The sequence below is a fragment of the Streptacidiphilus carbonis genome, from assembly GCF_000787775.1.
GTDB lineage: Bacteria > Actinomycetota > Actinomycetes > Streptomycetales > Streptomycetaceae > Streptacidiphilus > Streptacidiphilus carbonis.
Window position 1 is genome coordinate 41,997 of record NZ_BBPM01000035.1, and the last position, 20,895, is coordinate 62,891.

20 protein-coding genes are annotated in these 20,895 nt (G+C 70.7%); 9 read left to right on the forward strand and 11 right to left on the reverse strand.

Translation table 11 applies throughout. From position 1 onward, the window contains the following. Positions 1 to 1,632, reverse strand: a 1,632-nt coding sequence (locus TR46_RS24715; RefSeq protein WP_052433074.1) for a glycoside hydrolase family 30 protein, incomplete at its 3' end; no start/stop codon positions are given. A gap of 162 nt (positions 1,633 to 1,794) precedes the next feature. Between TR46_RS24715 and TR46_RS24720 the strand changes: the two genes are divergently transcribed. Then, on the forward strand, positions 1,795 to 2,805 hold the full coding sequence (locus TR46_RS24720; RefSeq protein WP_042405064.1) for a LacI family DNA-binding transcriptional regulator: 1,011 nt from the start codon (positions 1,795 to 1,797) through the stop codon (positions 2,803 to 2,805). Here the strand turns inward: TR46_RS24720 and TR46_RS24725 are convergent, their stop codons facing one another. From TR46_RS24725 to map, 3 genes are all read right to left on the reverse strand, one after another. Continuing rightward, positions 2,806 to 3,996: a GDSL-type esterase/lipase family protein gene (locus tag TR46_RS24725; protein ID WP_042405067.1), complete on the reverse strand. Its 1,191-nt coding sequence runs from the start codon at positions 3,994 to 3,996 to the stop codon at positions 2,806 to 2,808. Positions 3,997 to 4,028: 32 nt separating this feature from the next. Continuing rightward, positions 4,029 to 4,604 carry a TetR/AcrR family transcriptional regulator gene (locus TR46_RS24730; protein ID WP_042405071.1) on the reverse strand — a complete coding sequence of 192 codons (576 nt, stop codon included), beginning with the start codon at positions 4,602 to 4,604 and terminating at the stop codon, positions 4,029 to 4,031. A gap of 84 nt (positions 4,605 to 4,688) precedes the next feature. Then, on the reverse strand, positions 4,689 to 5,456 hold the full coding sequence (gene map, locus TR46_RS24735) for a type I methionyl aminopeptidase (protein ID WP_042405073.1): 768 nt from the start codon (positions 5,454 to 5,456) through the stop codon (positions 4,689 to 4,691). A 64-nt stretch (positions 5,457 to 5,520) separates the two neighbouring features. Here map and TR46_RS24740 point away from each other — a divergent pair, with 64 nt between their 5' ends. Beyond that, a complete protein-coding gene (locus TR46_RS24740) occupies positions 5,521 to 5,796 on the forward strand; it encodes a helix-turn-helix domain-containing protein (RefSeq protein WP_042405075.1) in 276 nt (91 codons plus the stop codon). 51 nt (positions 5,797 to 5,847) lie between these two features. Here TR46_RS24740 and TR46_RS24745 read toward each other — a convergent pair whose 3' ends face one another. Beyond that, positions 5,848 to 6,450 carry a TetR/AcrR family transcriptional regulator gene (locus TR46_RS24745; RefSeq protein ID WP_042405077.1) on the reverse strand — a complete coding sequence of 201 codons (603 nt, stop codon included), beginning with the start codon at positions 6,448 to 6,450 and terminating at the stop codon, positions 5,848 to 5,850. 159 nt (positions 6,451 to 6,609) lie between these two features. Between TR46_RS24745 and TR46_RS24750 the strand changes: the two genes are divergently transcribed. Next, on the forward strand, positions 6,610 to 7,065 hold the full coding sequence (locus TR46_RS24750; RefSeq protein ID WP_201776439.1) for a hypothetical protein: 456 nt from the start codon (positions 6,610 to 6,612) through the stop codon (positions 7,063 to 7,065). Positions 7,066 to 7,137: 72 nt separating this feature from the next. On the opposite strand, the gene TR46_RS24755 is transcribed toward TR46_RS24750, so the two are convergent. From TR46_RS24755 to TR46_RS24775, 4 genes are all read right to left on the reverse strand, one after another. Further along, positions 7,138 to 7,887, reverse strand: coding sequence for a class I SAM-dependent methyltransferase (locus tag TR46_RS24755; protein ID WP_042405082.1), 750 nt, complete (start codon positions 7,885 to 7,887; stop codon positions 7,138 to 7,140). Positions 7,888 to 7,959: 72 nt separating this feature from the next. Beyond that, the gene (locus TR46_RS24760; RefSeq protein WP_042405140.1) at positions 7,960 to 8,208 is read right to left on the reverse strand and encodes an SCO4226 family nickel-binding protein; all 249 of its coding nucleotides are present in this window, start codon (positions 8,206 to 8,208) and stop codon (positions 7,960 to 7,962) included. A 462-nt stretch (positions 8,209 to 8,670) separates the two neighbouring features. Beyond that, positions 8,671 to 9,126 (reverse strand): DUF4437 domain-containing protein, encoded by a 456-nt coding sequence (locus tag TR46_RS24770; protein ID WP_042405087.1) that lies wholly within the window; start codon positions 9,124 to 9,126, stop codon positions 8,671 to 8,673. 45 nt (positions 9,127 to 9,171) lie between these two features. After that, positions 9,172 to 10,689 carry an MFS transporter gene (locus TR46_RS24775; protein ID WP_052433076.1) on the reverse strand — a complete coding sequence of 506 codons (1,518 nt, stop codon included), beginning with the start codon at positions 10,687 to 10,689 and terminating at the stop codon, positions 9,172 to 9,174. Positions 10,690 to 10,775: 86 nt separating this feature from the next. On the opposite strand from TR46_RS24775, the gene TR46_RS24780 reads away from it, so the two are divergent. Next, the gene (locus TR46_RS24780) at positions 10,776 to 11,708 is read left to right on the forward strand and encodes a LysR family transcriptional regulator (protein ID WP_042405089.1); all 933 of its coding nucleotides are present in this window, start codon (positions 10,776 to 10,778) and stop codon (positions 11,706 to 11,708) included. Between the two features lie 84 nt (positions 11,709 to 11,792). On the opposite strand, the gene TR46_RS24785 is transcribed toward TR46_RS24780, so the two are convergent. Further along, on the reverse strand, positions 11,793 to 13,058 hold the full coding sequence (locus TR46_RS24785) for an ROK family transcriptional regulator (RefSeq protein WP_201776440.1): 1,266 nt from the start codon (positions 13,056 to 13,058) through the stop codon (positions 11,793 to 11,795). Positions 13,059 to 13,209: 151 nt separating this feature from the next. Between TR46_RS24785 and TR46_RS24790 the strand changes: the two genes are divergently transcribed. The 5 genes from TR46_RS24790 to TR46_RS24810 are packed head-to-tail and all read left to right on the forward strand — an operon-like array spanning position 13,210 to position 20,675. Further along, a complete protein-coding gene (locus tag TR46_RS24790) occupies positions 13,210 to 14,529 on the forward strand; it encodes an ABC transporter substrate-binding protein (RefSeq protein ID WP_042405091.1) in 1,320 nt (439 codons plus the stop codon). Then, complete coding sequence (locus TR46_RS24795) at positions 14,526 to 15,479, forward strand: carbohydrate ABC transporter permease (protein ID WP_042405093.1); 954 nt, start codon at positions 14,526 to 14,528, stop codon at positions 15,477 to 15,479. The genes TR46_RS24790 and TR46_RS24795 overlap by 4 nt, the downstream gene beginning before the upstream one ends. Continuing rightward, on the forward strand, positions 15,476 to 16,381 hold the full coding sequence (locus tag TR46_RS24800) for a carbohydrate ABC transporter permease (RefSeq protein WP_042405094.1): 906 nt from the start codon (positions 15,476 to 15,478) through the stop codon (positions 16,379 to 16,381). The genes TR46_RS24795 and TR46_RS24800 overlap by 4 nt, the downstream gene beginning before the upstream one ends. 11 nt (positions 16,382 to 16,392) lie before the next feature. After that, positions 16,393 to 18,396, forward strand: a complete 2,004-nt coding sequence (locus tag TR46_RS24805) for a hypothetical protein (protein WP_042405096.1) — start codon at positions 16,393 to 16,395, stop codon at positions 18,394 to 18,396. A gap of 41 nt (positions 18,397 to 18,437) precedes the next feature. Beyond that, a complete protein-coding gene (locus TR46_RS24810) occupies positions 18,438 to 20,675 on the forward strand; it encodes an RICIN domain-containing protein (RefSeq protein ID WP_042405098.1) in 2,238 nt (745 codons plus the stop codon). Here TR46_RS24810 and TR46_RS43220 read toward each other — a convergent pair. Beyond that, positions 20,668 to 20,895, reverse strand: a complete 228-nt coding sequence (locus tag TR46_RS43220; RefSeq protein ID WP_042405099.1) for an MDR/zinc-dependent alcohol dehydrogenase-like family protein — start codon at positions 20,893 to 20,895, stop codon at positions 20,668 to 20,670. The genes TR46_RS24810 and TR46_RS43220 overlap by 8 nt on opposite strands.

A 20,895-nucleotide genomic window follows, 5' to 3' on the forward strand; every position in this document is an offset into this window, starting at 1 on the left:
GTCGACGGCGTCGGCCGCCACGTCGGTCGTGCTGCTGGTACTGGCGGTGGCGCTCCATCCGGTCGGGTCGAGTTGCTGCGGCCCACGTGCCGCCGAGCCGTCGTCCTTCCAGACGAAGGTGGCCAGCGACCCGCCGGGCAGGGTGTAGCTGAAGTCGCGGTCGCCCTCGCGGACCGCGAAGGTCTGCGGGTTGTCGTTCTCGTTGTGGGCGACCAGGACGGTGCTGCCGTCCGGGTTGCGGAAGGCGACGTCCTCGACCTGGCCGTTCCAGCCGGTGGTGCCGAACGAGGTGCTGGCGATCCGTACGGCGCCGGGCCGGACGAAGCGGGCCAGGTGGCCCAGGGTGTAGTACTCGGCGTTGCGGGTCACGGTGCCGTCCGCGCCGATGGTCAGCACACCGGTGCAGCCGGTGCAGCCGCCGTTGTGCGGGCCGCCGGCGGGGTCCAGGGCGATGTTCCAGTTGATGACGGTCCTGGCCCAGTTGCGGGTGGCGCCGATGACCAGGTTGCGGGTGTGCCACTTCAGGGTGTCGGAGAAGGTGTTCGCCGGGTCGGCGGACCGGCTGCCCGAGCACTCGGTGAAGTAGACGTCCTTGGTGGGGAACTGCTTGTGCAGGGCGGACATGGCACTGGGGTCGCCGTAGTAGCAGTGGTACGCGGTCCCTGAGATGTACGCCGCCGCGGGGGAGTTCAGCAGCTGCTGCGGGTAGTCGCCGATGTCGGCGGTCTCGTCGGGCGGGGTCGCCGCGGCGTCGTTGGGGTGCTCGGTCCAGTTGTGGTCGTAGCCGAGGATCCTGGTGTCCAGGTGGGCGGCGCGGAGCATCGGGCCGAGCTGCTCGATCACCTTGGCCTCCTGCCAGGACGGCATGTCGGTGCCCGGGTAGCCGGCCGGGGTGCGGTTCTGCGGCTCGTTCTGGACGGTGACGGTGTCCACCCGCACCCCGGCGGCCCGGTAGGCCTGAATGAACTTCACCAGGTAGGCGGCGTAGGCACGGTAGACGCGCGGGTCGTCGATCAGACGGCCCCCGGTCAGCGAGCCGCCGGTCTTCATCCAGGCGGGCGGGCTCCATGGGGTCGCCAGGATCTGCAGGTGCGGATTGAGCTGCTCGGCCTGCCTCAGCAGCGGGAGGATACGGGCCCGGTCGTGGGCGATGCTGAAGTGGGCGAGCGAGTAGTCGGTCTGTCCGGCGGGCAGGTCGTCGTAGGTGTACGCGGGGCCGTCGGTGAAGTCCGATGCGCCGATCGGCTGGCGCAGGTAGTCCAGGCCGTCGCCGGAGGTCGGGCTGAAGAGCGAGCGCATCGCGGCGGTCCGGGCCTGCGGATCCAGTGCGGACAGCACCGAGGCGGAGGAGTCGGTGATCGCCGCGCCGAAACCGGCCATGGTCTGGAAGGTGCGGCTGGGGTCGACCACGACGGTCGGCGCGGTGCTGGGCGCGTCGGTGAAGTCGACGGTGCCGGCGTCGCTCAGGGTCCTGGTGCCGTCCGGGGTGGTGATCCAGACTCGCGCCGAAGCGGGCCCGGGCGCCGGGCGGTGGGCGGTTGCCGCCTGGGCGGGGGCCAGCGCGGATCCGGTCAGGGCGGCAGCGGCGAGCGTGCAGGCGGCGGCGAGCAGGGCTTTGCGCGGTGGACGCATGGGGTCTCCCCGGAGTGTGAAACAACATGAAACAAATGTCTCATCGGCGACTCACAGGTAAGCGTCCGGCTTCCGGCGCTGTCAAGAGGTTCGCGGAGGTTCCGCAACTCCGGCATCGGTGGTGGGGTATGCTCCGGCGCATGAAACAAAACCCGCCCGCGCATGGCTAGGCCCCGGGCGAAGCACGTCACGGTGCGGGCCATCGCCGCTGAGGCCGGGGTGTCCATCGCCACGGTCTCGCGGGTGATCAACGGGCAGGTGACGGTTGCCCCGGAGACCCGGGAACTGGTCCGCCGGGCCATGGAGCGGCTCAAGCCGCCGCCGGCCGCGGCCCGCCCCGGGGCGGTCTATGTGCGCTGTCCGTATGTCCTCACGGACTACTTCGGCATCATCGTGACCTCGATCGCGGACACCCTCGCCCTGCACGGGCGCGACCTGGTCCTCGGCGCGGGGGAGTCCGCCCAGAGCGCCCATGTGCTCAACTCGCTGCCGCGCAACCCGGCCATCGCCGGAGCGGTGCTGATCCTGCCGCCCGAGCCCGACCAGGAGCTCCAGGACCTGCGGGCGACCGGCTTCCCCTTCGTGGTCGTCGACCCCCGGACCGAACTGCCCCGCGAGGTCGCCTCCGTCTCGGCCGCCAACGCCGCCGGGGCCCGCAGCGTGACCGCCCACCTCACCGCGCTGGGGCACCGGCGGATCGGGGTGCTCGGCGGCCCCACCCAGTGGCTGGCCGGCCAGGCGCGGCTGCTCGGCCACACCTCGGCGATGGCCGAAGCCGGCACCCTGACCACGCCCGACCTGCTGCGCTGCTTCGAGCCGACCACCGAGAACGGCTATCGGGCGGCCAAGGAACTCCTGGACCTGGCCGACCGGCCCACCGCGTTGATCGCCTTCAACGACAAGGTCGCCGTGGGCATCCTGCGCGCCGCCCATGAACGGGGCCTGCGCGTCCCGCAGGACCTGTCGGTCACCGGCTTCGACGACAGCGACCTGAGCCGCAGTACCCAGCCCGCGCTGACCACGGTGCGCCAGCCGCTGGAGGAGATGGGCCGTATCGCGGTCTCCCTGCTGAGCCGCCAGCTCGACGGCCACACCGTGGACACCCTGCACATCGAGCTGGCCACCCAGTTGGTCGTGCGCGACTCCACCGGCCCGGCCGCCGGGGGGAGTTGATCAGGCGCGGAAACCGCTCGCGGCGAAGCCCAGAGCGCCGAAGCCCAGCGTGGCGAAGCGTTCGCCGATACGACGGTGGGTGGCTGCGTCCGGGTGGAGCTGGTCGGGCAGCGGCAGCTCGGCGAAGTCCGACTCGCCGTAGAGTTCCAGGCCGTCGAGGTAGTACAGGTTCGGGTCCTCGACGGCCCGTTGACGGACGATCCGGGACAGCTCCTCCCGGATCACAGTGAGGGTCAGCTTTCCGGCCGCCCGTTCGGCGGGGTCGCCGGTGGCCGTGAACCGCAGCTGTCCGGTGCTGAGCGCGCCCGGGTCGAAGGCGCTGGGGCCCGGGGTGTCCTCGTGGATGGCGCAGTAGATCGGCGAGATCACCAGCAGCGGTGTTTCGGGGTGGCCCTCGCGGATGGTGTCGAAGAAGCCGTGCACGGCGGGCGCGAACGCCCGCAGCCGCATCAGGTCGGTGTTGACCAGGTTGATGCCGATCTTGAGGCTCAGCAGGTCGGCGGGGGTGTCGCGGATGGCGCGGGCGGTGAAGGGGTCGAGCAGCGCGCTGCCGCCCAGGCCGAGGTTGATCAGCTCCAGCGCGTTGGCGGACGCGGCCAGAGCGGGCCAGGTGCTGCTCGGACCGGCGGCGTCGGAGCCGTGGCTGATCGAGCTGCCGTGGTGCAGCCAGACCTTGCGGCCGCGATCGGTCAGCGGCTCGACGGCGGCATCGGTGCGCAGTGCGACCAGTTCGGTGGTCTCGTTGTGCGGCAGCCAGATCTCGACGTCCTTGAGCGCGTCGGACAGACCGGTGAAGCCGATGGTGGCGACCGGGCCGGGTCGGCTCTCGGCGGTGCCGGTGGTCATGTCGATGGTGAGGGTGTTGCCGCCGACAGCTGCTGCCTGGGCCACCAACTCGCCGTCGACCACCAGGTCGTAGACGCCGTCCGGGCGCGGCGGCGCGCCGACGTAGCGGCGCTTGGTCGGCAGTGTGTCGAGCTCGACGGCGGTGGCCCGGGTACGGAAGGCCAGCCGCACCCCCGAGGGCTGCGACTCGGCCATGGCCAGCTGCGGATCGGCGCACTGCGCGCGGGCCCGCGCGGGCAGCCGGTGCGGCAGCACGCCGCGTTCGGTCCGCTCCAGGTCGAGGGCGCCGCGCAGCAGGTCGGCGGTTATGGGCGTGTTGGTCCGAGGGGACTGAACAGTCGTCATATCGGGCTGTCTTTCCGGGAGTTCGATGAGTCTCAGCCGGTCGGTGCGGGCCAGTTGCGAAGCAGTGCGTCCAGCGCGTCCAGCGCCCGCGACCAGCTCTCCTGGCTGTCGGGGGAGCTGTGGCTGAACCCGCCGGCCGATTCCAGGGCCACATATCCGTGGAAGACGCTGCCCAGAAGTCGCACCGCGTGGGTCTGGTCGGGCTCGGCCAGGTCGTAGCCGCGCAGCACCGCGCGTGACATCTGGGCGTGCCTCCCCCCGGCACTGGCCGCTGCCGTCCGCGGGTCCAGCCTGAACTGGGCCGCCGCATAACGTCCTGGGTGCTCACGGGCGTAGTCGCGGTACGCGTTCCCGAGGGCGGCCAGTGCGTCCTTGCCGGCCCGTCCGGCCAGTGCGTCGGCGGCTCGGTCGGCGAGTTCCGCCAGTGCGAGCAGGGCGATGCCGGTTTTGAGGTCCTGCGAGTTCTTCAGGTGCGAGTACAGGCTGGCGACCTTGACGTCGAACTGCCGCGCCAGCGCCGAGAGGGTCACCTGGTCGAAGCCGACCTGGTCGGCCAGTTCGGCACCTGCGGTGATGAGACGTTCGGCGGTGAGTCCTGCGCGTGCCATGTCCGGTCCTCCCTCTCGCCTATGTCGACCATACATTTGCCTAAGGTATATAGGCAAATCATTGGTGCTTGCAGGCTGGGTGGCTCAAGGCAGCGTGAGCACCCGGGGTCCTTCCTCGGTCACCGCGATGGTGTGCTCGAAGTGGGCGGCCCGGCTGCCGTCGACAGTGCGCAGGGTCCAGCCGTCGGGATCGGTGCGGTAGGCGTTGTGTCCTCCGGCCATCAGCATCGGCTCGATGGCGATGGTGAGGCCGTGGCGCAGCGGGAAGCCGCGTCCGGGTCGTCCGTGGTTGGGGACGTGGGGGTCCTCGTGCATCCGGCGGCCGATGCCGTGACCGCCGAAGTCGGTCGGCATCCCGCACTTCGCGCGCCGGGCGACGGTGCTGATGGCATGGGAGATGTCGCCGATGCGGTGGCCGACGGTCGCGGCGGCGATACCGGCCTCCAGGGCCTGTCGGGTGGCCTCGATGAGTGCCAGATCGGCCGGGCGGGGTGTGCCGACCGCGAAGCTGACGGCGGCGTCGCCGGTCCAGCCGTCGAGCTCCGCCCCGCAGTCGACGCTGACCAGATCGCCGTCGCGGAGCCGGTAGTCGCCGGGGATGCCGTGGTCCACCGCGTCGTTGACGGAGGTGCAGATCACTGCGGGGAAGGGGGTGGGGGCGAACGGCGGCCGATACCCCAGGAAGGGCGAGCGCGCCCCGGCCGCGGCCAGCACCTCGCGGGCAGCCGCGTCCAACTCGTGCAGGCGGACGCCGACCGCCGCCGCCTTCTGCACGGCCGCGAGCGTGTTGGCCACCACGCGTCCGGCCTCACGCATGGACTCGAGCGCGGTCTCGGTCTTGATCTCCACCATGTCTTCGGGTTCTCCCTGTGATGCGACGTGACCCAATACTTATACCGGTATTAGTATCACGGGTATGGTTCGAACTCCGTTGACCCCAGAAGAGCGGCAGCGCGGCGAGCGCTTCGGCGCGCTGCTCCGCGAAGCCCGCGGCGACCGCAGCATGGTGGACGTGGCGGCGGCGGCCGGCCTGTCCGCCGAGACCCTGCGCAAGATCGAGACCGGCCGCGCCCCGACCCCCGCCTTCTTCACCATCGCCGCCCTGGCCTATGCCCTGAACGTCTCCCTGGACGAGCTGGCCGCCGCCTGCGCCCCGGAGGTGGACAGCGACGGATCCGCCCTGTCTGCGTGAGTGCCACGCCCTGCCGGTCAGCGAGTCGGCGGCCGCAGCCCGGCCGAGGTGCTACTGCTCGGCCCCGGAACCGGTCAGCTGCGCCAGGTGTCCCGTGACCACGTCCAGCATCAGGGACGGGGTGGCGCGGTCGGGGCGGACAATGCCGTGAAGTACCAGGCCGTCGATGAGTGCGTAGAGACGCTCGGCCTCCGCATCGAGATCGAGCGCCGCCGCCCGGGTCGGCCGCGGGAGGGCTGCGACCAGGCGGCGGCAGAGGTCCTGCAGGAGCTCGTAACTGGTGTCGCGCAATGCGCGCAGGGTCGGTTCGGTCTGGGCCCGGACGGTGAACGCCAGCCAGACCTCCGCCTCGGCCCTGCGGTCGTCGTCCAGGGGGAGCAGTTCCTCGACGGTCCGTAGAACCGTGGTCGTCGTGTCCGGCTGCGGATCGAGAGCCTGAACCCTGTCCCGGACCCGGTCGATCACCAGTTGCATGGCAAAAGTGAGCACATCCGCCTGGGTGGCGAAGTAGTACCGGAGCGACCCCATGGACAGGCCCGCTTCTGCGGCGACCGTGCGTACCGAGACCCCCTCGAGCCCGCGCCTGAGGATCAACCGCCATACGGCTTCCGCGACTGCGGCTCGCCGCGCCTGGGGATCAACGACTTTGGGCACGCCTTCTTTTTAGCACGGCCGTGCTAGTTTTATTTGGCACGACCGTGCTAGAAAACCGGAGGTTCGGTGCTCTATCTGCTCATCGTCGGATGTGAGATCGCTTTCTGGGCAGTCCTGCTCGGCGCTCTCCTGTGCCGTTACGCATGGGGTCGGCGCCGGGTGAGCACAGCCCTGCTCCTGACCCTGCCAGCGATCGACCTGCTGCTCTTCGCGGCCTCCACGGTCGACCTGGCACGGGGGGCGGTGCCCACCTCCGCGCACGGGCTGGCGGCGGTCTACCTGGGAGTGTCGATCGCCTTCGGCGGGCAGCTCGTGTCCTGGGCGGACGGCCGTCTCGCCCACAGATTCGGCGGCCCGCCGCCGAATCGCCCCCCGCGCACAGGACGCGAGCATGCTGCCCACGAACGCCGCATGTGGCTGCGCCACCTGCTCGCCTGGGGCCTCGGCAGCTGCCTGCTCCTTCTTGACACCGCGATCGCCCGCGGCCCCCGCCACGCGAGCCCCCTGGTCGGCGTCATCGCCTCCTGGGGCGTTGTTCTGGCGATCGACTTCATCTGGTCGTTCAGCTACACCCTGTTCCCCCGCGGAACGCGCCGGACGCACGGTCAGGGCTGAGCTGCCAACCGGCCGCACAGCCATGACCCCACCTGCGCCGGGGATCCTTCGAGATGATCGTGCCAGGCGGTGTCAGCCCGTCTCCAGGACGAAGAAGAGGAAGCTCGGGCTGTTGGAGAGGGAGCGGAACTCGTCGGGGAACAGCTCGCGGGCGGCCGGGTCGGGCAGCGGCTCGCCGATGCGGGAGATCCGGAATCCGGCTTCGGTGAAGGCGTCCGTCATGGCGTGCAGCGGCCGGTTCCAGAAGCTCATCGGGACGGTTCGGCCGCCCATGGTCCACTCTTCGGTCACGTTGTAGGTCTCGAAGTAGTTGGGCCTGCGCCCTTCCATGAGCTGGATGCCGTAGACGGCGAAGGGGTGGTCGACCGACACGATCAGCCGGCCGCCGGGCGCCAGCACCCGGCGGAACTCGGTCAGGGTCGGTCCCCAGTCCTCCAGGTAGTGCAGCACCAGGGACGCAACGACATCGTCGAACGCCCCGTCGGGGAACGGCAGCGGCTCGCGTAGGTCCGCCACGCGCAGCTCCGCCCCCGCTCCGAGCCGCTGCCGGGCCACCTCCAGCATTCCGGCGCTGGCATCGACACCGGTCACCACTGCACCCCGGTCGCGCAGCTTGGCGAACAGCGGCCCTGAGCCGCAGCCGGCGTCGAGAATCCGGCGGCCCGCGACATCTCCGGCGAGGGCCAGGATCGCGGGCCGTTCGTAGTAGGCGTTCTGGATGCCCGTCTCGTTCGCGGCGTCGTACGCCTCGGCGAGGCTGTCGTAGTCGTTCACCAGGACCGGGCGTGTGGGCTCGACGTGATCTTCAGGAACCGTATGCATGAGGAGCATCCTGACCTACTGGTCAGGGCGGCGCAGCCGATCCGGTGGACATGTTTCACCGTGCGGGCCGGCTCAGACGGTGAGCGGCACCGGATGGATCTCGTCGGCCTTGTGCCCCGCGCGCTCATGGACGCGCTGGACCGCGTCGACGGACGGAGCCTCGGACAGGCAGTACACGGTCCCGGAGCCCGGGTCCGCCCAGGCCTGCTTGAAGTGCACGTTCTCGCTCGCCTCGATCGCGAGGTCGGCCTGGTGGGCCGCCGCGAGCTGCTCCGCGGTGATCCCGTCCATGCCGTGGTGGACGTCCATAAAGGTCGCCATGGTCTTCACATCTCCATTCGGCTCGGATCCGCCCGCCCGGAGAGCCGCTGACCACCGCCCGTCCGGTCGGCTCCTTCCAGGATGGACCCGTCAGGAACGAGGCGCCGTCTCAGCCGTCGGAAGGAGCTCTCGATCCGAGCCGGCGCCGGTGCCGGCGGGGGACGTCTGCCGGGTTCCTGAGGGTCAGTCGCGTTTCCGATGTGGCCCCGGCCTCCTCACCTGCGCCGACAGGGCGGATGCCCTTCTCGCTGCGGATGCGGCGCACTTGGAGCCGGCGATGGTGAACTGCGGGGCTGATTCCTCCAACGGCGTATGGCTGAGGTTCGACAACTCACGGTTGATGGAGGAGCGCGGAGCCCGCTACGTCGAGCTTGGCCACCTTGACCTCGCCGAGGCGCGCCATCAGGCATAGCAGGATTCTCTGTCTGTGCCTGATGGCGACGGCGTTACTGATCCGCGCTTCTAGTCACCGACCTGCGTGTCCTCGCTCGGAGCAGCTGAATCGTGGCTCGCCTTTGGGATGTAGTCGGACTTGCCGAGCTGGTGGATGTAGATGATGCAGTCTCCAGAACCTGGGAACTTCTCGTTGTGGTACTGCCAGGCCGGCTGGAAGACGTACGCTCCCGGGGTCAGTTCCGTCGGGGTGCTGCTGTCGCCTTCGACTGTGTGGATCCACGTCCCCTGCACCAGCACCGCGTGGTAGTCCGACGCGTGGGTGTGCAGGCCCGCCTCGAACCCGGCGCCCGGCTGCTTCAGCAGCATGCCGAACGGACCCTCATCAGGGTCCCCCCACAGGACCGAGAACTGCTGGGGCGAGCCGGGATGCATGTCCTCCCACTTCAGGTCGGCGACCGGCATGATGATCTCCTGCTTGTCGTTTCGCATGTCCCTCATCTCCTCATCAATCGGATTCATCATCTTTTGAGCGCTCGCGGCCGGTGCGGACCAGTCGTCCGTCGGCGGTCACGAGCTCGATCGTGTGGACGCGCCTGGTGGCGGGTCCGTATGTGCGGCCCAACCGCATGAGGGCGCCGCCGCGACCGAACGGACAGCGGCGTCGATGCGCGCGGTCCCGGTCGCGGTGCGGGGGCGTTGCAGCAGGCCGAGGCAGGTGAGGGCGGCGACGAGGGCGAAGCCCGCGGCGTACCACGAGGCATGGGTGAAGCGGTCCAGCGCACCAGCGGAGATCGTGGACGAGCCGATGACGACGACTAGTACGGCGACGCCGATGACGGAGCCGACCTGACGGCCCATCTGGACGACGGCGCTGCCGGTGGAGGCCTGGTGGGAGCCGAGCCCGTCGGTGGCGGCGCTGACGAGGGTGGGCATGGCGAGACCGACCCCGATTCCCTCGGCGATCCAGCCCGGAAGGAGCTCGCCGGCGTAGTGGGGGCGTGCGGTCAGCATGGCGCCGATGAACAGTCCGCCGCCGCCCAGCAGGAGCGAGCCGACTGCCGCCCGGATCCCGGCCGGGAACGTGTCGGTGTAGCGGCGCAACCCGATCGCGGTGACCGGCACCATGACCGGACCGGGCGCGATGGCCAGCCCGGTGTGGACCGCGGACCAGCCCCAGCCCTGCTGCATCCACAGAACCAGGCCGAGCAGTTGCATGCCGAAGGCGATGTTGAAGGCGAAGTTGGCGATGTTGGCCCACATGAAGGCGCGATTGCGGAACAGGGCCAGGTCGATGACCGGGAGTCTTGCCCGGGCCGAGCGTGCGACGCATGCCGCCAGCGCGAGGACGGCGACGGTTGAGGCGGTGAGGGTCGAGCCGCTGCCCCAGCCCCATGCGGGTCCCTGTACCAGCGCGAGGGCGAGCGACGCGATGGCGACCATGAGCAGCGCGCCGCCGAATAGGTCGGGCACGCCGGTCTCTGTGCTGTGCCGGGCGCCCGGTGCCAGCATGCCGGCCACGATGAGAGCGGCTGCGCCGATCGGAAGATTGATGATGAAGATCCACCGCCAGGATTCCTGAACCAGCAGACCGCCGAGGGCCGGTCCGGAGGCGGCGCCGAGCGACCCGCTGATGGCCCAGATCCGGATCGAGCGCTGCAGCCTCTCGCCCGAGAACGACGTCAGCACCAGGCCCAGGCTGGCCGGCACCAGCGCGGCGGCCCCCACGGCCTGCACGCAGCGGAGGCCGACGAGCAGCCACAGGTCACCGGACAGCGCGCACCCGAGGCTGCCTGCGCTGAACAGGGCGAGGCCGAGCAGGAACACGTGCTTCACGCCGTAGCGGTCGGCCATCCGGCCGGCCGGCACCAGCAGCGCGGCGAACACGATGGCATAGGCGTTCAGGATCCAGCTCAGGTCTGCCAGTGAGCGCCGGCCGAGGCCGTCGCCGATCGGGCGCAGCGCGACGTTGACGATGAACAGGTCCAAGCTGGTCATGAACATCGCCGCGCACAGCACCGTCAGCAGGATCGCGGGATGAGCGTTGCGGTGCTCAGCGCTGGTGGCTGTAGCCCAGTTGACCTTCATGGGCCCAGGCTGTCACCCTGGTGAGGTAAGCACAACTTAGTTGTTCTTATCCTATAGCTAAGCCTAATTTACTGAAGAGGTCACCCGTGATCGACGTTCGAAAGCTTCGGATGCTCGCCGAACTTGAGCGGCTCGGCACGATCGCCGCCGTGGCCGACGAACTGCACCTGACCGCTCCCGGTGTCTCGATGCAGCTCGCCGCGTTCGAGAAGGAACTGGGCATCCAGCTCACGCAGCGCCAAGGGCGCCGCGTCGTGCTCACCCCGGCGGGCCGCGTCCTTGCCGCGCACGGGCACGGGATCCTCGACCGCATCTCCATCGCCGAGCTCGAATTGGCCGCGCTGCGAGCCGGAGCCGTCGGGCACTACGCCGTGTCGGCCTTCCCCTCCGCCGCCCGGACCTTCGTCGCCGACGCCTGCCGCCACATCGTCCACAGCGACGGCTCAGCCCTCGAACTGCACCTCACGACAGCAGAGCCCGAGGCCGCCCTCGACTCCCTGTCCTCCGGCGCCGTCGACCTCGCGGTGATCCACTCCTACTCGAACGTCCCCCGGGACATCCCGCACGACCTGGCGACTCACGCAATCGGAGTCGAACCTGTCTGGCTCGCCGTCAGAGACCCTGAGCAGCCGACCGGTACCGGCCCCTCCTCGCGCTTGGAGGACTACGGCGACGTCCCGTGGATCGTTCCGACCGACGGCTACACCTGCTTCGACATGGTCGAGCGCGCCTGCGGGCTCGCCGGGTTCCGGCCCCGGATCGTCGCACAGTCGATGGACTTCTCCGTTCAGCTCGAACTCGTCGCCGCCGGCCTCGGCGTCGCCCTGATCCCCGAACTGACCGTCGAGACCATCCCGGAAGGCGTGACACTTCTCAGACCCACCGACCCGATCGAACGAAACATCCTCCTCGCGGCCCGAGCACCCCGCTACTCCGACCCCGGCATCCAGAACCTCGCCGAGATCATCGAGAAGTCGGCGGCAGCACGGCTCGCGGAACGACGGCAACGGCTCCGATAGCCCAACGAAACATACCCAGGTGCTCCGTCGTGCCGGGAGCCCAGTGGCGGCCGGGCGGCCGCAGCCCGGTCGAGCCGCGGGCGGTCACGCGGTGGCGCTGGGGTCCTGGTAGACGGAGTCGAGGGCGAGGTAGGCGCCGCCGCGGGCCGGGGCGGTGAAGCCGAGGGTGGAGGGGAGGACTTCGCAGCCGCCGCAGTCGGGGGCCATGACGCGGCGGGCGACGCCCTCGCGGACGCTGGGGAGCAGGTAGTCGGCGAAGACGGCGAAGTAGCCGCCGAGGACCACGGCGCGCGGGTTGAGCACGTCGACCAGGAGGGCGACGCCCAGGGCCAGGTCGTCGGCGATCAGGGCGAGCGCCTCCAGGATGCGCGGGTCGCCGTCGTCCGCGCGGCGGCGCAGGTCGGCGAGGCGGGACTCGACGTCCAGGGACGGGTCGTGGACCGGGTCGTCGTGGTCGGGGGCGGCGTGCCGCAGCAGCGCGCCGAGGCCGACCATGGTCTCCCAGCAGCCGACCCGGCCGCAGGCGCAGGGGCGGCCGCCGGGGGCCAGCGGCATATGGCCGATCTCGCCGGCGAACCCCCGTGCGCCGCGCATGAGTTGGCCGCCGCTGATGATGCCGCCGCCGACCCCGGTCTCGCCGGTGATGTAGATCAGGTCGTGGATGTCGGAGGCCGAGGCGACCAGGTACTCGGCGATGGCGCCGAGTTTGGCGTCGTTCTCCAGCCGCAGCGGCGGCGCCTCGCGGCCCAGCCGCCGGCGCAGCCCGTCCACCGCCGCGACGTCGCGCCAGTCGATGTTGCTGGCGAAAGCCACCCGCCCGGTGGTGATGTCGACGTTCCCAGGGGCCGCCAGTGCCGCGCCCACCACCCGCGCGCCCACCGCCTGCACCGCCGCGGCGGCCTCGCGGATCAGGGTCGCCGCGCTGTCCAGGACGGCCTCGGATCCTGCCGACCGCACGTCGACGGCGATCCGCCGGGTGAAGGTCACGTCGCCGCGCAGGTTCAGCGCGACGACGGCCAGGTAGTCGACGTTGATCTCCAGACCGATCCCGCAGATCGTCCGCCCGTCGATCTCCACGGCCTGGCTCGGTCTGCCGACCGAGCCGTCGCGCTCCGAGGCGCCCTCCCGCACCAGGCCGAGTTCGACCAGTTCGGAGATCAGGCCGGTGATGGTGGGACGGGGGAGTCCGGTGTCCGAGGCGATCCGGGCCCGCGAGCGCGGGCCCGAGTCGCGCAGCAGCCGCAGCACCAGGCCGAGGTTGGTGCGCCGGATCGAGGCCCGGTCGCTCGGCTTGGACGGGCCGGCCATCGCCACCCCGTGCGCCGCGCCACCACGCAGGTCTGCCTTCACGCTCACTCCCTACCCTCCGGGACCGAAAGTTTCACCGGGGTGTTGACTTCGGCTCTCTTAGTTATGATCCTACTTTAATTAATCGGGCTGTTCGCAAGTCCCGGGCCCCAGCAGGCCAAGATATTCGATCGCGACTCGTAGGAGACTCAAGATGAGACGACGTCAGATACGTGCCGTGGCACTGTGCGCCGCCCTCGCTTCCATGGCGGTGGTGAGCGGTTGCAGCAGCTCCGGCGGGAGCGCGGGCAGCGCGCAGAGCCCGTCCGCCGGTGGCACGGTGAAGCTCGACTTCTGGGGCTGGGCGCCCGGGTACGAGCAGTCGGTCGCGCTGTTCAACAAGAGCCACCCGGGCATCCAGGTCACCTTCGACAAGACGCCGTCCGGCTCCAAGGGCGGTTACACCAAGATGCTGACGGCCGCCCAGGCCGGCAATGCGCCGTGCCTGGGCATGGTCGGCTACGAGACCATGCCGAGCTTCGCCGCCGCCGGCGCGATGATGGACGTCACCCAGTACCTGGCCCCGGCCAAGAGCCAGTTCGCAGACTGGACCTGGAACCAGGTGACCATTGGCGGCAAGACCTACGGCGCCCCGGTCGACACCGCGCCGATGGGCCTGCTCTACCGCAAGGACCTGTTCGCCAAGTACGGCATCGCCAGACCCCCGGCCACCTGGGACGAGTACGCGGCCGACGCGGCCCGGGTGCACGCCGCCGACCCCAGCGTCTACCTGGGCGACTTCGGCAACGACGCCTACAACTACGCCGGCCTGGCCTGGCAGGCCGGCGCGCCGTGGTTCGGCACCAGCGGCGGCCAGTGGCAGGTGTCGGTGAACAGCGCCGCCAACCAGAAGGTCGCGAACTACTGGCAGGGCCTGCTGGACAAGAAGCTGCTGAAGACCGACCCCAGCTACGACCCCACCCTCTACAAGGACATGGCCTCCGGCAAGATCCTTTCCGACGTCAACGCGGTCTGGGACACGCCGATCCTGGCCTCCAGCGTCAAGGGCACCTCCGGCAAGTGGGCGGTCGCGCCGATGCCGGTCTGGGACGCGGCCGATCCGGTCTACGGCAATGACGGCGGCTCGGCCACCGTGGTGCTGAAGGGCTGTGCTCACCCCAAGGAGGCCGCCGAGTTCGCCACCTGGATGAGCACCGACCCCTCCAGCGTCAGCAACCTGATCAAGGTCACCGGCATCTACCCGGCGGCCACCTCGGGCCTGGCCAACCCGGCCCTGTCCGCGCCCGACCCCTTCTACGGCGGCCAGGTCGTCTTCGACGTCTTCAAGGCCGAGACCCCGCACATCGACACCTCCTGGGTGTGGGGCCCGACCATGACCCAGGCCTCGACCGACCTCGGCGACGGCCTCGGTACCAGCGCCGCGGGCAGCACCCGGCTGCCGGACGTGCTCAACACGGTGCAGACCAAGACGATCGCACAGCTGAAGCAGCAGGGGATGAGCGTCTCCGGATGAGCGCCCCGGCCACCTCCGTCACGCCCGCTCGACCCCCGACCTCCGCGGGCCCCGCCACCTCGCCGCACAAGCGGCGGCAGGCCCGGACCGCCGCCGCGTTCCTGCTGCCCTTCGCCGCGCTGTTCGCCGTCGCCTACGCGGCCCCCATCGGCTACACGCTCTACCAGAGCCTGTTCAAGATGCACCGGGACGGGCTCGGCCTGTCCGCCCCGACCAAGGCTTTCGCGGGACTGGGCAACTACTCCGACGCGCTGCACGACCCGGTGTTCCGCGGCGCGCTGCTGCGGGTGCTGCTGATCGGGGCCGTGCAGGTTCCGGTGATGCTCGGCCTGGCCCTCGGGCTGGCCCTGCTGCTGGACGCCAAGGGGACGCTGTTCAAGCGCTTCTTCCGGCTGGCCTTCTTCCTGCCCTACGCGCTGCCCGGGGTGGTCGGCGCGCTGATGTGGTCCTACCTGGTGGCCCCCGGCCTCAGCCCGATCACCTCGGCCGCCCACGCCGTCGGCGTGCACCTGGACCTGACCTCGGGACCGATGCTCGCCCCGACCATCGGCAACATGCTCACCTGGGGCTGGACCGGCTACAACATGCTAATCATCTACTCCGCGCTGCAGGCCATCCCGCCCGAACTGGCCGAGGCGGCACGGATGGACGGCTGCTCCGCCTGGGGCATCGCCTGGCATGTGAAGATCCCGATCGTGCGCCCGGCGCTGGTGCTCACCACCGTCTTCTCCATCATCGGCACCGCGCAGCTCTACAACGAGCCGGCCGTGCTGCAGCACGTCGCCCCCAACCTCAGCAGCAACTACACGCCGATCTTCGCCGCCTACAACGCGGTCAACGACAACAACTTCGGCTACGCCGCCACCGAGTCGGTGGTGCTCGCGGCACTCGCCTTCGTGCTCTCCTTCGGCTTCCTGAAGCTGGTCCAGCGGCGGGGGGCGGCACTGTGACGACGCTTCAGACGACGAGGACCGCACCGGCCCAGCCGGTCGTCCGGTCGCGCAGGCCGACCCCGGCTCACCCTTCGCGCTGGCTCACCCTCGGGGTGCTGGGCCTCGTCTCGGTCTACTTCCTGGCCCCGGTGTGGTGGCTGGTGGTGTCCAGCACCAAGAGCAACTCGGCGCTGTTCAACGGCAGCGGCTTCTGGTTCAGCGGCCGTTTCGCACTGCTGTCCAACCTGCAGGACGTGTTCACCCGGCAGGGCGCCATCTATCCGCGCTGGCTGCTCAACACCGCCCTGTACGCGGTCGGCGGCGCGGCGGTCAGCACCCTGGTCTCCGCGCTGGCCGGCTACGCCCTGGCCAAGTACGCGTTCCGGGGCCGGGAGACCGTCTTCAACATCGTGCTCGCGGCCGTCCTGGTCCCGCAGCCGCTGCTGGCCGTGCCGCTCTACCTGCTGTTCTCGCCGGTGCACCTGGTCAACACCTACTGGGGCGTGCTGATCCCCAGCATGGTCAGCCCGTTCGGGGTCTACCTGGCCAGGATCTACGCCGCCGCCTCCGTCCCGGACGAGCTGATCGAGGCCGGGCGGGTCGACGGCGCCGGCGAGGTCCGCATCTTCGCCACCATCGGCCTGCGGCTGATGTCCCCGGCGCTGGTCACCGTGTTCCTGTTCCAGTTCGTCGGGATCTGGTCCAACTACCTGCTGCCCGCGCTGATGCTGGCCGACGACAAGCTGCAGCCGGTCACCGTCGGCCTGGTCGGCTGGCAGGCCCAGCGCGGGATCGGCGACGCGGTGCCGTTCAACATCGTGATCACCGCGGCGGCCGTGTCGGTGATCCCACTGATCATCATGTTCCTTTCGCTGCAACGGTTCTGGCGCTCCGGCCTGTCGGCCGGCAGCGTCAAATGAAGGGGAGCTGGATGCGCGCGCGCTACCACCTCAGATTCCAGATCCACCCCGACCCCGACCCGGCCCGCGTCGCCGCCGACGCCACCGAGCTGGCCAAGGCCTGCGCGCAGGCCCAGGTGGACGAAGTGGTGCTGCTCACCGGCGCCGAGGAGTCCTTCGCCGGACACCTCACCGACGCGGAGGAGAGCGTCTGGTTCGAGACGGCCCGACTGGCCAAGGACACCCTGGAGGCGGCCGGCCTGGAGGTCAGCCTGAACCCCTGGGTCACCGTCGGCCACGCCGACCGGGGCCGGAACGGCGCGCTGGAGCGGCTCGGCTTCGCCCCCATGGTCTCCCCGGACGGCCAGGCCTCCACCGCGCAGGCCTCCTTCGCCTGCCCCCGCTGGCGCGCCTGGATCGTCGCCCACTACGGGCGGTTCGCCGAACTCGGCTTCCGGGTGCTGTGGTTGGAGGACGACTTCCGCTACCACAACCACGCCCCGCTGCACTGGGGCGGCGGCTTCGAGCCGCTGATGCTGGAGCGCTTCACCGCCCTGACGGGATGGAACGTCACCCCGCAGGAGCTGACGGAAGCGCTGACCGCCCCCGGCCGACCGCACCCCTGGCGCATCCTGCTGCAACAGGTCTGGCGCGAGGCCCAGTTGGAGGTTGTCGCCGCCGTCGCCACCGAGGTCGAGCAGCGCTCGCGGGGACGCTCCCGGCTCGGGCTGATGAGCTCGGGCCTGGACGCGGCATCGGTCGAGGGACGCGACTGGCCGGCACTGTTCGGCGCACTCGCCATCGGCGGCCGGGCCGCGCAGCGACCGCACTTCGCCCCCTACACCGACACCCCGGGGCGGGAGTTGAGCCGGCAGATCTGGTCCCTGGAACTGCAGCGCGCGCTGCGCCCCGACTTCGTGGACAGCGAACCGGAGATCGAGAACTGGCCGCACACCGCCTGGTCCAAGTCGGACACCCAGACCTGGTCCGAGATGGCCGCCGCGCAGCTGGCCGGTTCGGACGCGCTGCTGCTCAACGTGCACCCCATGCACGGCCGCCGGGCGGCCCGCTTCCCCCGGGTCACCGAACTGCTGGCCCGCTCCCGGCCCGCGCTGGACTGGCTGGCCGCCCGCTACCACCGGGACCAGTCGACCATCGGGGTGGGCCTGCCCTTCGCCCAGGACGCGGCGGCCCATGTCCGCACCCGGAGCGGCGGCGCACCGGCCCTGGCCGAACTGGCCGTCGACCCGGGGCCGGTGGCCGACCTGCTGCTGCGCTACGGCGTCCCGGTCACGGCCGACCCGCGGGCCCCGGTGCAGGCGCTGTTCGGTCAGTCGGCCTGGGCCCTCGCGGACGAGGAACTGCACCGCCTGCTCGGCGGCGGCCTGCTGCTGGACGGGACGGCGGCCGCGATCCTGGTCCAGCGCGGCTTCGGACCACTGCTCGGCCTGGACGACGTCGAGCTGGTGCGGCGCGAGCAGCCGGACCCGCGCGGGCCCTACGCGGAGGAGTACGTCCCTGGCACCGGCGCGGTGCTCAGCGTCAATATGCAGCCCACCCTCGCCCGCCTTGCGCCAGGTCCGGACACGGAGACCTGGACGGAGATCCGCACACCGCAGGGCCTGCGCTGGGGCGCCGGCCGCACCGCCTTCCGCAACCGCCTCGGCGGCCGGGTGGCGGTCCTCGCGGCCACCGATCCGTCCCAGCTGCCCTACGACGACAGCGGCCAGCACCTGCTGCACCGCGCGGTGCGCTTCCTGGAGGGCGACCGGCCGCGGCTCCCGCTGGTCACCGGCGGCCCCCACCTGATCCCGCACGCCTCGCGCCGCGACGGAACCACCCGGCTCGCGATCGCCAACGGCAGCGCCGACTCCGTTCGGCCGCACATCGCGATGCCCGCAGCCCCCACCGACCCGCACGCGACCCTGCTGCGCCCGCTTGCGGAACCCGCGTCCGCCGGCACCTCGGCCCAGCCGGACGGCCTGCAGCTGGAGGCGGACCTGCCGCACCGCGGCTGGCTGGTCCTCGAATGGTGACACCCCCCCGTAACACCCCCTCACAACACGACGGAGGAACCATGTCAGCCCCGCACCGGAAGCCCGTCCCCGCAACCGCCGCCATCGGCGCCGTCGCGCTGGCCCTGGCCGGCACCGGCCTGCTGGCCCCTCCCGCCTCGGCGACCCCGCCGACCAGCGGATACACCGTCACCATCGGGTCCACCGGCAGCTACGCCTACCCGACCGACACCCCCGCCAGCCCGTACCTCGACAAGGACGGCACCTTCTACTTCCAGCAGTCCGCGTCGCTGTACGGCAGCACCGACCCGCGCTACTGGGATTTCTACACCGGCACCGACTTCGACAGCGCCACCCGGTCCAGCGCCATCAGCAACGCGGTGAACCCCGCCAACCACCTCGACAGGAACAACGACACCACCTACCGCTGCAACAACAGCCCCACGGGGAGGACGGCGACCGCAGCCCCGGCCGGCTCCGGCTACTCCCAGAAGAACTTCTGCGACCTGCTCGGCGTGTGGGTCGACCCCGACACCGGCAACTGGTACGGCCTGGTGCACAACGAGTTCACCCCGGAGCCGTTCGGCGCCAACTCCTTCTCGCACTACGACGCCATCGACTACGCCGTCTCCACCGACCAGGGCAAGGTGTGGACCATCACCGGCCACGCCATCACCAGCCCGTACAGCACCACCCGCGGCGACACCACGGCCTTCCCCAACGGCACCTTCGACTACGGCGACGGCGACCCGCGACTGTACGTCGACAGCGCATCCGGCTACTTCTATGTCTACTACGGCTCGCGGATCGTCCCCAAGGCGGGCACCAGCGGGAGCACCGGCGACCTGGCCCATGTCGCCCGGGCGCCCATCTCCGGGAAGATGGCCGGCGGCACCTGGCAGAAGTGGTACAACGGCTCCTGGTCCCAGCCCGGGGTGGGCGGCCTGGAGAGCAACATGGTGCCGGCCACCGCCGCCGCCCCCAGCGGCTACACCCCGGTCGCCAACGACTACAACCCGGCCAACGCCGGCACCGTGGACCAGCAGATCGCGGCGAACGAACTGCCGGCCAAGTCCCCCCTCGTCGTCATGAACATCACCTACGACGCCTACCTGGGCCTCTACATCGGCGAACCCGAGACGAAGCAGCAGTCGGGCACCGAGCCGCAGCAGTACTACGCCACCGACGACCTCTCCACCCAGAAGTGGTACCTGATCGGCGACTCCGGCAGCTACACCTCCGGCTCCTGGTACCGCTGGATCCTCGACAGCGCCAACCTGACCAGCTCCACCATCGTCGGCAGGACCTTCCGCTCCTACTGCGCGATCGCCTGCGCCAGCTCCGACGGCGAGTACGCCAACACCACCATCGACTCGGCCACCCCGGCCAAGTCGCCGTTCGACCCGGCCAAGACGTACCGGATCAGCGGCGGCAACGGGCGCGTCCTGGCCCAGGTCTCCGGGAGCGCCCGCACCACCTCGGACGCGGCCGCGACCGGGTCGGGGCTGGAGAGCTGGCAGTTCAGCGCCAACGGCGACGGCTCCTACCGGATCACCAACGCCGCGACCGGGCAGGTGCTGGGCGTCGACTCCTCCTCCACCGCCGACCGGGCCTGGGGCACCAAGCCGACCGCCACCGCCCTCGGCGCGGGCAACGGCACCGTCGGCCAGCAGTGGTTCGTCGTCAAGAACGCCTCCCCGGCCGGGACCTACCGCCTCGTCAACCGCTACAGCGGCCTGGTGCTCGGACTGTCCTCGGACGCCTCCCGCACCGCCGAGACCACACCCACCCGCACCTGGACCGACACCACCGGCAGCGCCGTCGGCGGCAACCGCAGCGCCGCCGAGCAGACCCTGACGGTCACCCCCGTCGGCACCGCCGCCAACCTCGACGGCACCCATGTGCTGTCGGTCTCCGGCCACGCGCTGGACGACCCCGACTGGGCCACCGGCACCGACCCCACCGTCCAGCTGGACACCTGGACCAGCAACGGCGGCGCCAACCAGAACTGGGTGTTCACCCGGCAGCCGGACGGCGACTACACCCTCAAGAACGCCTACTCGGGCCTGTGCGCCGACGACTTCGGCGGCGGCACCGCCGCCGGGACCAAGGTGATCCAGTGGACCTGCACCGGCGGCAGCAACCAGGAGTGGGCCCTGAACCGGCTGCCGTCCGGCGCCTGGACGGTCACCAACTCCCACACCGGGCTGCTGCTCACCACCTCGAAGTCCGCCGACGGCGGGCTGGTGACCCAGCAGCGGAGCAACGGTTCCGCACTCCAGCAGTGGACGATCAGCTGACGGTGAGGACCACCTTCCCGGTGACCCGTCCGGTGTCACCGAGCTGATGGCCCTCCGCGGCCCGCTCCAGCGGGAACACCGCCTCCACCAGGGTCGGAGCCGGTCCCGAGGAGACCGTGGACTCGCCCGGATGGACCTCGCCCGGATGGACCTCGCCCGGATGGACCTCCTGGGGCCGGCCTGTGCCACTGCCGCCGGCCGGCTCCAGGACCGTCGGCAA

Coding starts and splice junctions, on each gene's coding strand:
- TR46_RS24720 (WP_042405064.1), top strand. CDS start 1,795: ATGGCTAGGCCCCGGGCGAAGCACGTCACGGTGCGGGCCATCGCCGCT.
- TR46_RS24740 (WP_042405075.1), top strand. CDS start 5,521: ATGGTTCGAACTCCGTTGACCCCAGAAGAGCGGCAGCGCGGCGAGCGC.
- TR46_RS24810 (WP_042405098.1), top strand. CDS start 18,438: ATGTCAGCCCCGCACCGGAAGCCCGTCCCCGCAACCGCCGCCATCGGC.
- TR46_RS24805 (WP_042405096.1), top strand. CDS start 16,393: ATGCGCGCGCGCTACCACCTCAGATTCCAGATCCACCCCGACCCCGAC.
- TR46_RS24730 (WP_042405071.1), bottom strand. CDS start 4,604: ATGGCACGCGCAGGACTCACCGCCGAACGTCTCATCACCGCAGGTGCC.
- TR46_RS24725 (WP_042405067.1), bottom strand. CDS start 3,996: ATGACGACTGTTCAGTCCCCTCGGACCAACACGCCCATAACCGCCGAC.
- TR46_RS24790 (WP_042405091.1), top strand. CDS start 13,210: ATGAGACGACGTCAGATACGTGCCGTGGCACTGTGCGCCGCCCTCGCT.
- TR46_RS24795 (WP_042405093.1), top strand. CDS start 14,526: ATGAGCGCCCCGGCCACCTCCGTCACGCCCGCTCGACCCCCGACCTCC.
- map (WP_042405073.1), bottom strand. CDS start 5,456: ATGGTGGAGATCAAGACCGAGACCGCGCTCGAGTCCATGCGTGAGGCC.
- TR46_RS24770 (WP_042405087.1), bottom strand. CDS start 9,126: ATGATGAATCCGATTGATGAGGAGATGAGGGACATGCGAAACGACAAG.
- TR46_RS24755 (WP_042405082.1), bottom strand. CDS start 7,887: ATGCATACGGTTCCTGAAGATCACGTCGAGCCCACACGCCCGGTCCTG.
- TR46_RS24760 (WP_042405140.1), bottom strand. CDS start 8,208: ATGGCGACCTTTATGGACGTCCACCACGGCATGGACGGGATCACCGCG.
- TR46_RS24775 (WP_052433076.1), bottom strand. CDS start 10,689: ATGAAGGTCAACTGGGCTACAGCCACCAGCGCTGAGCACCGCAACGCT.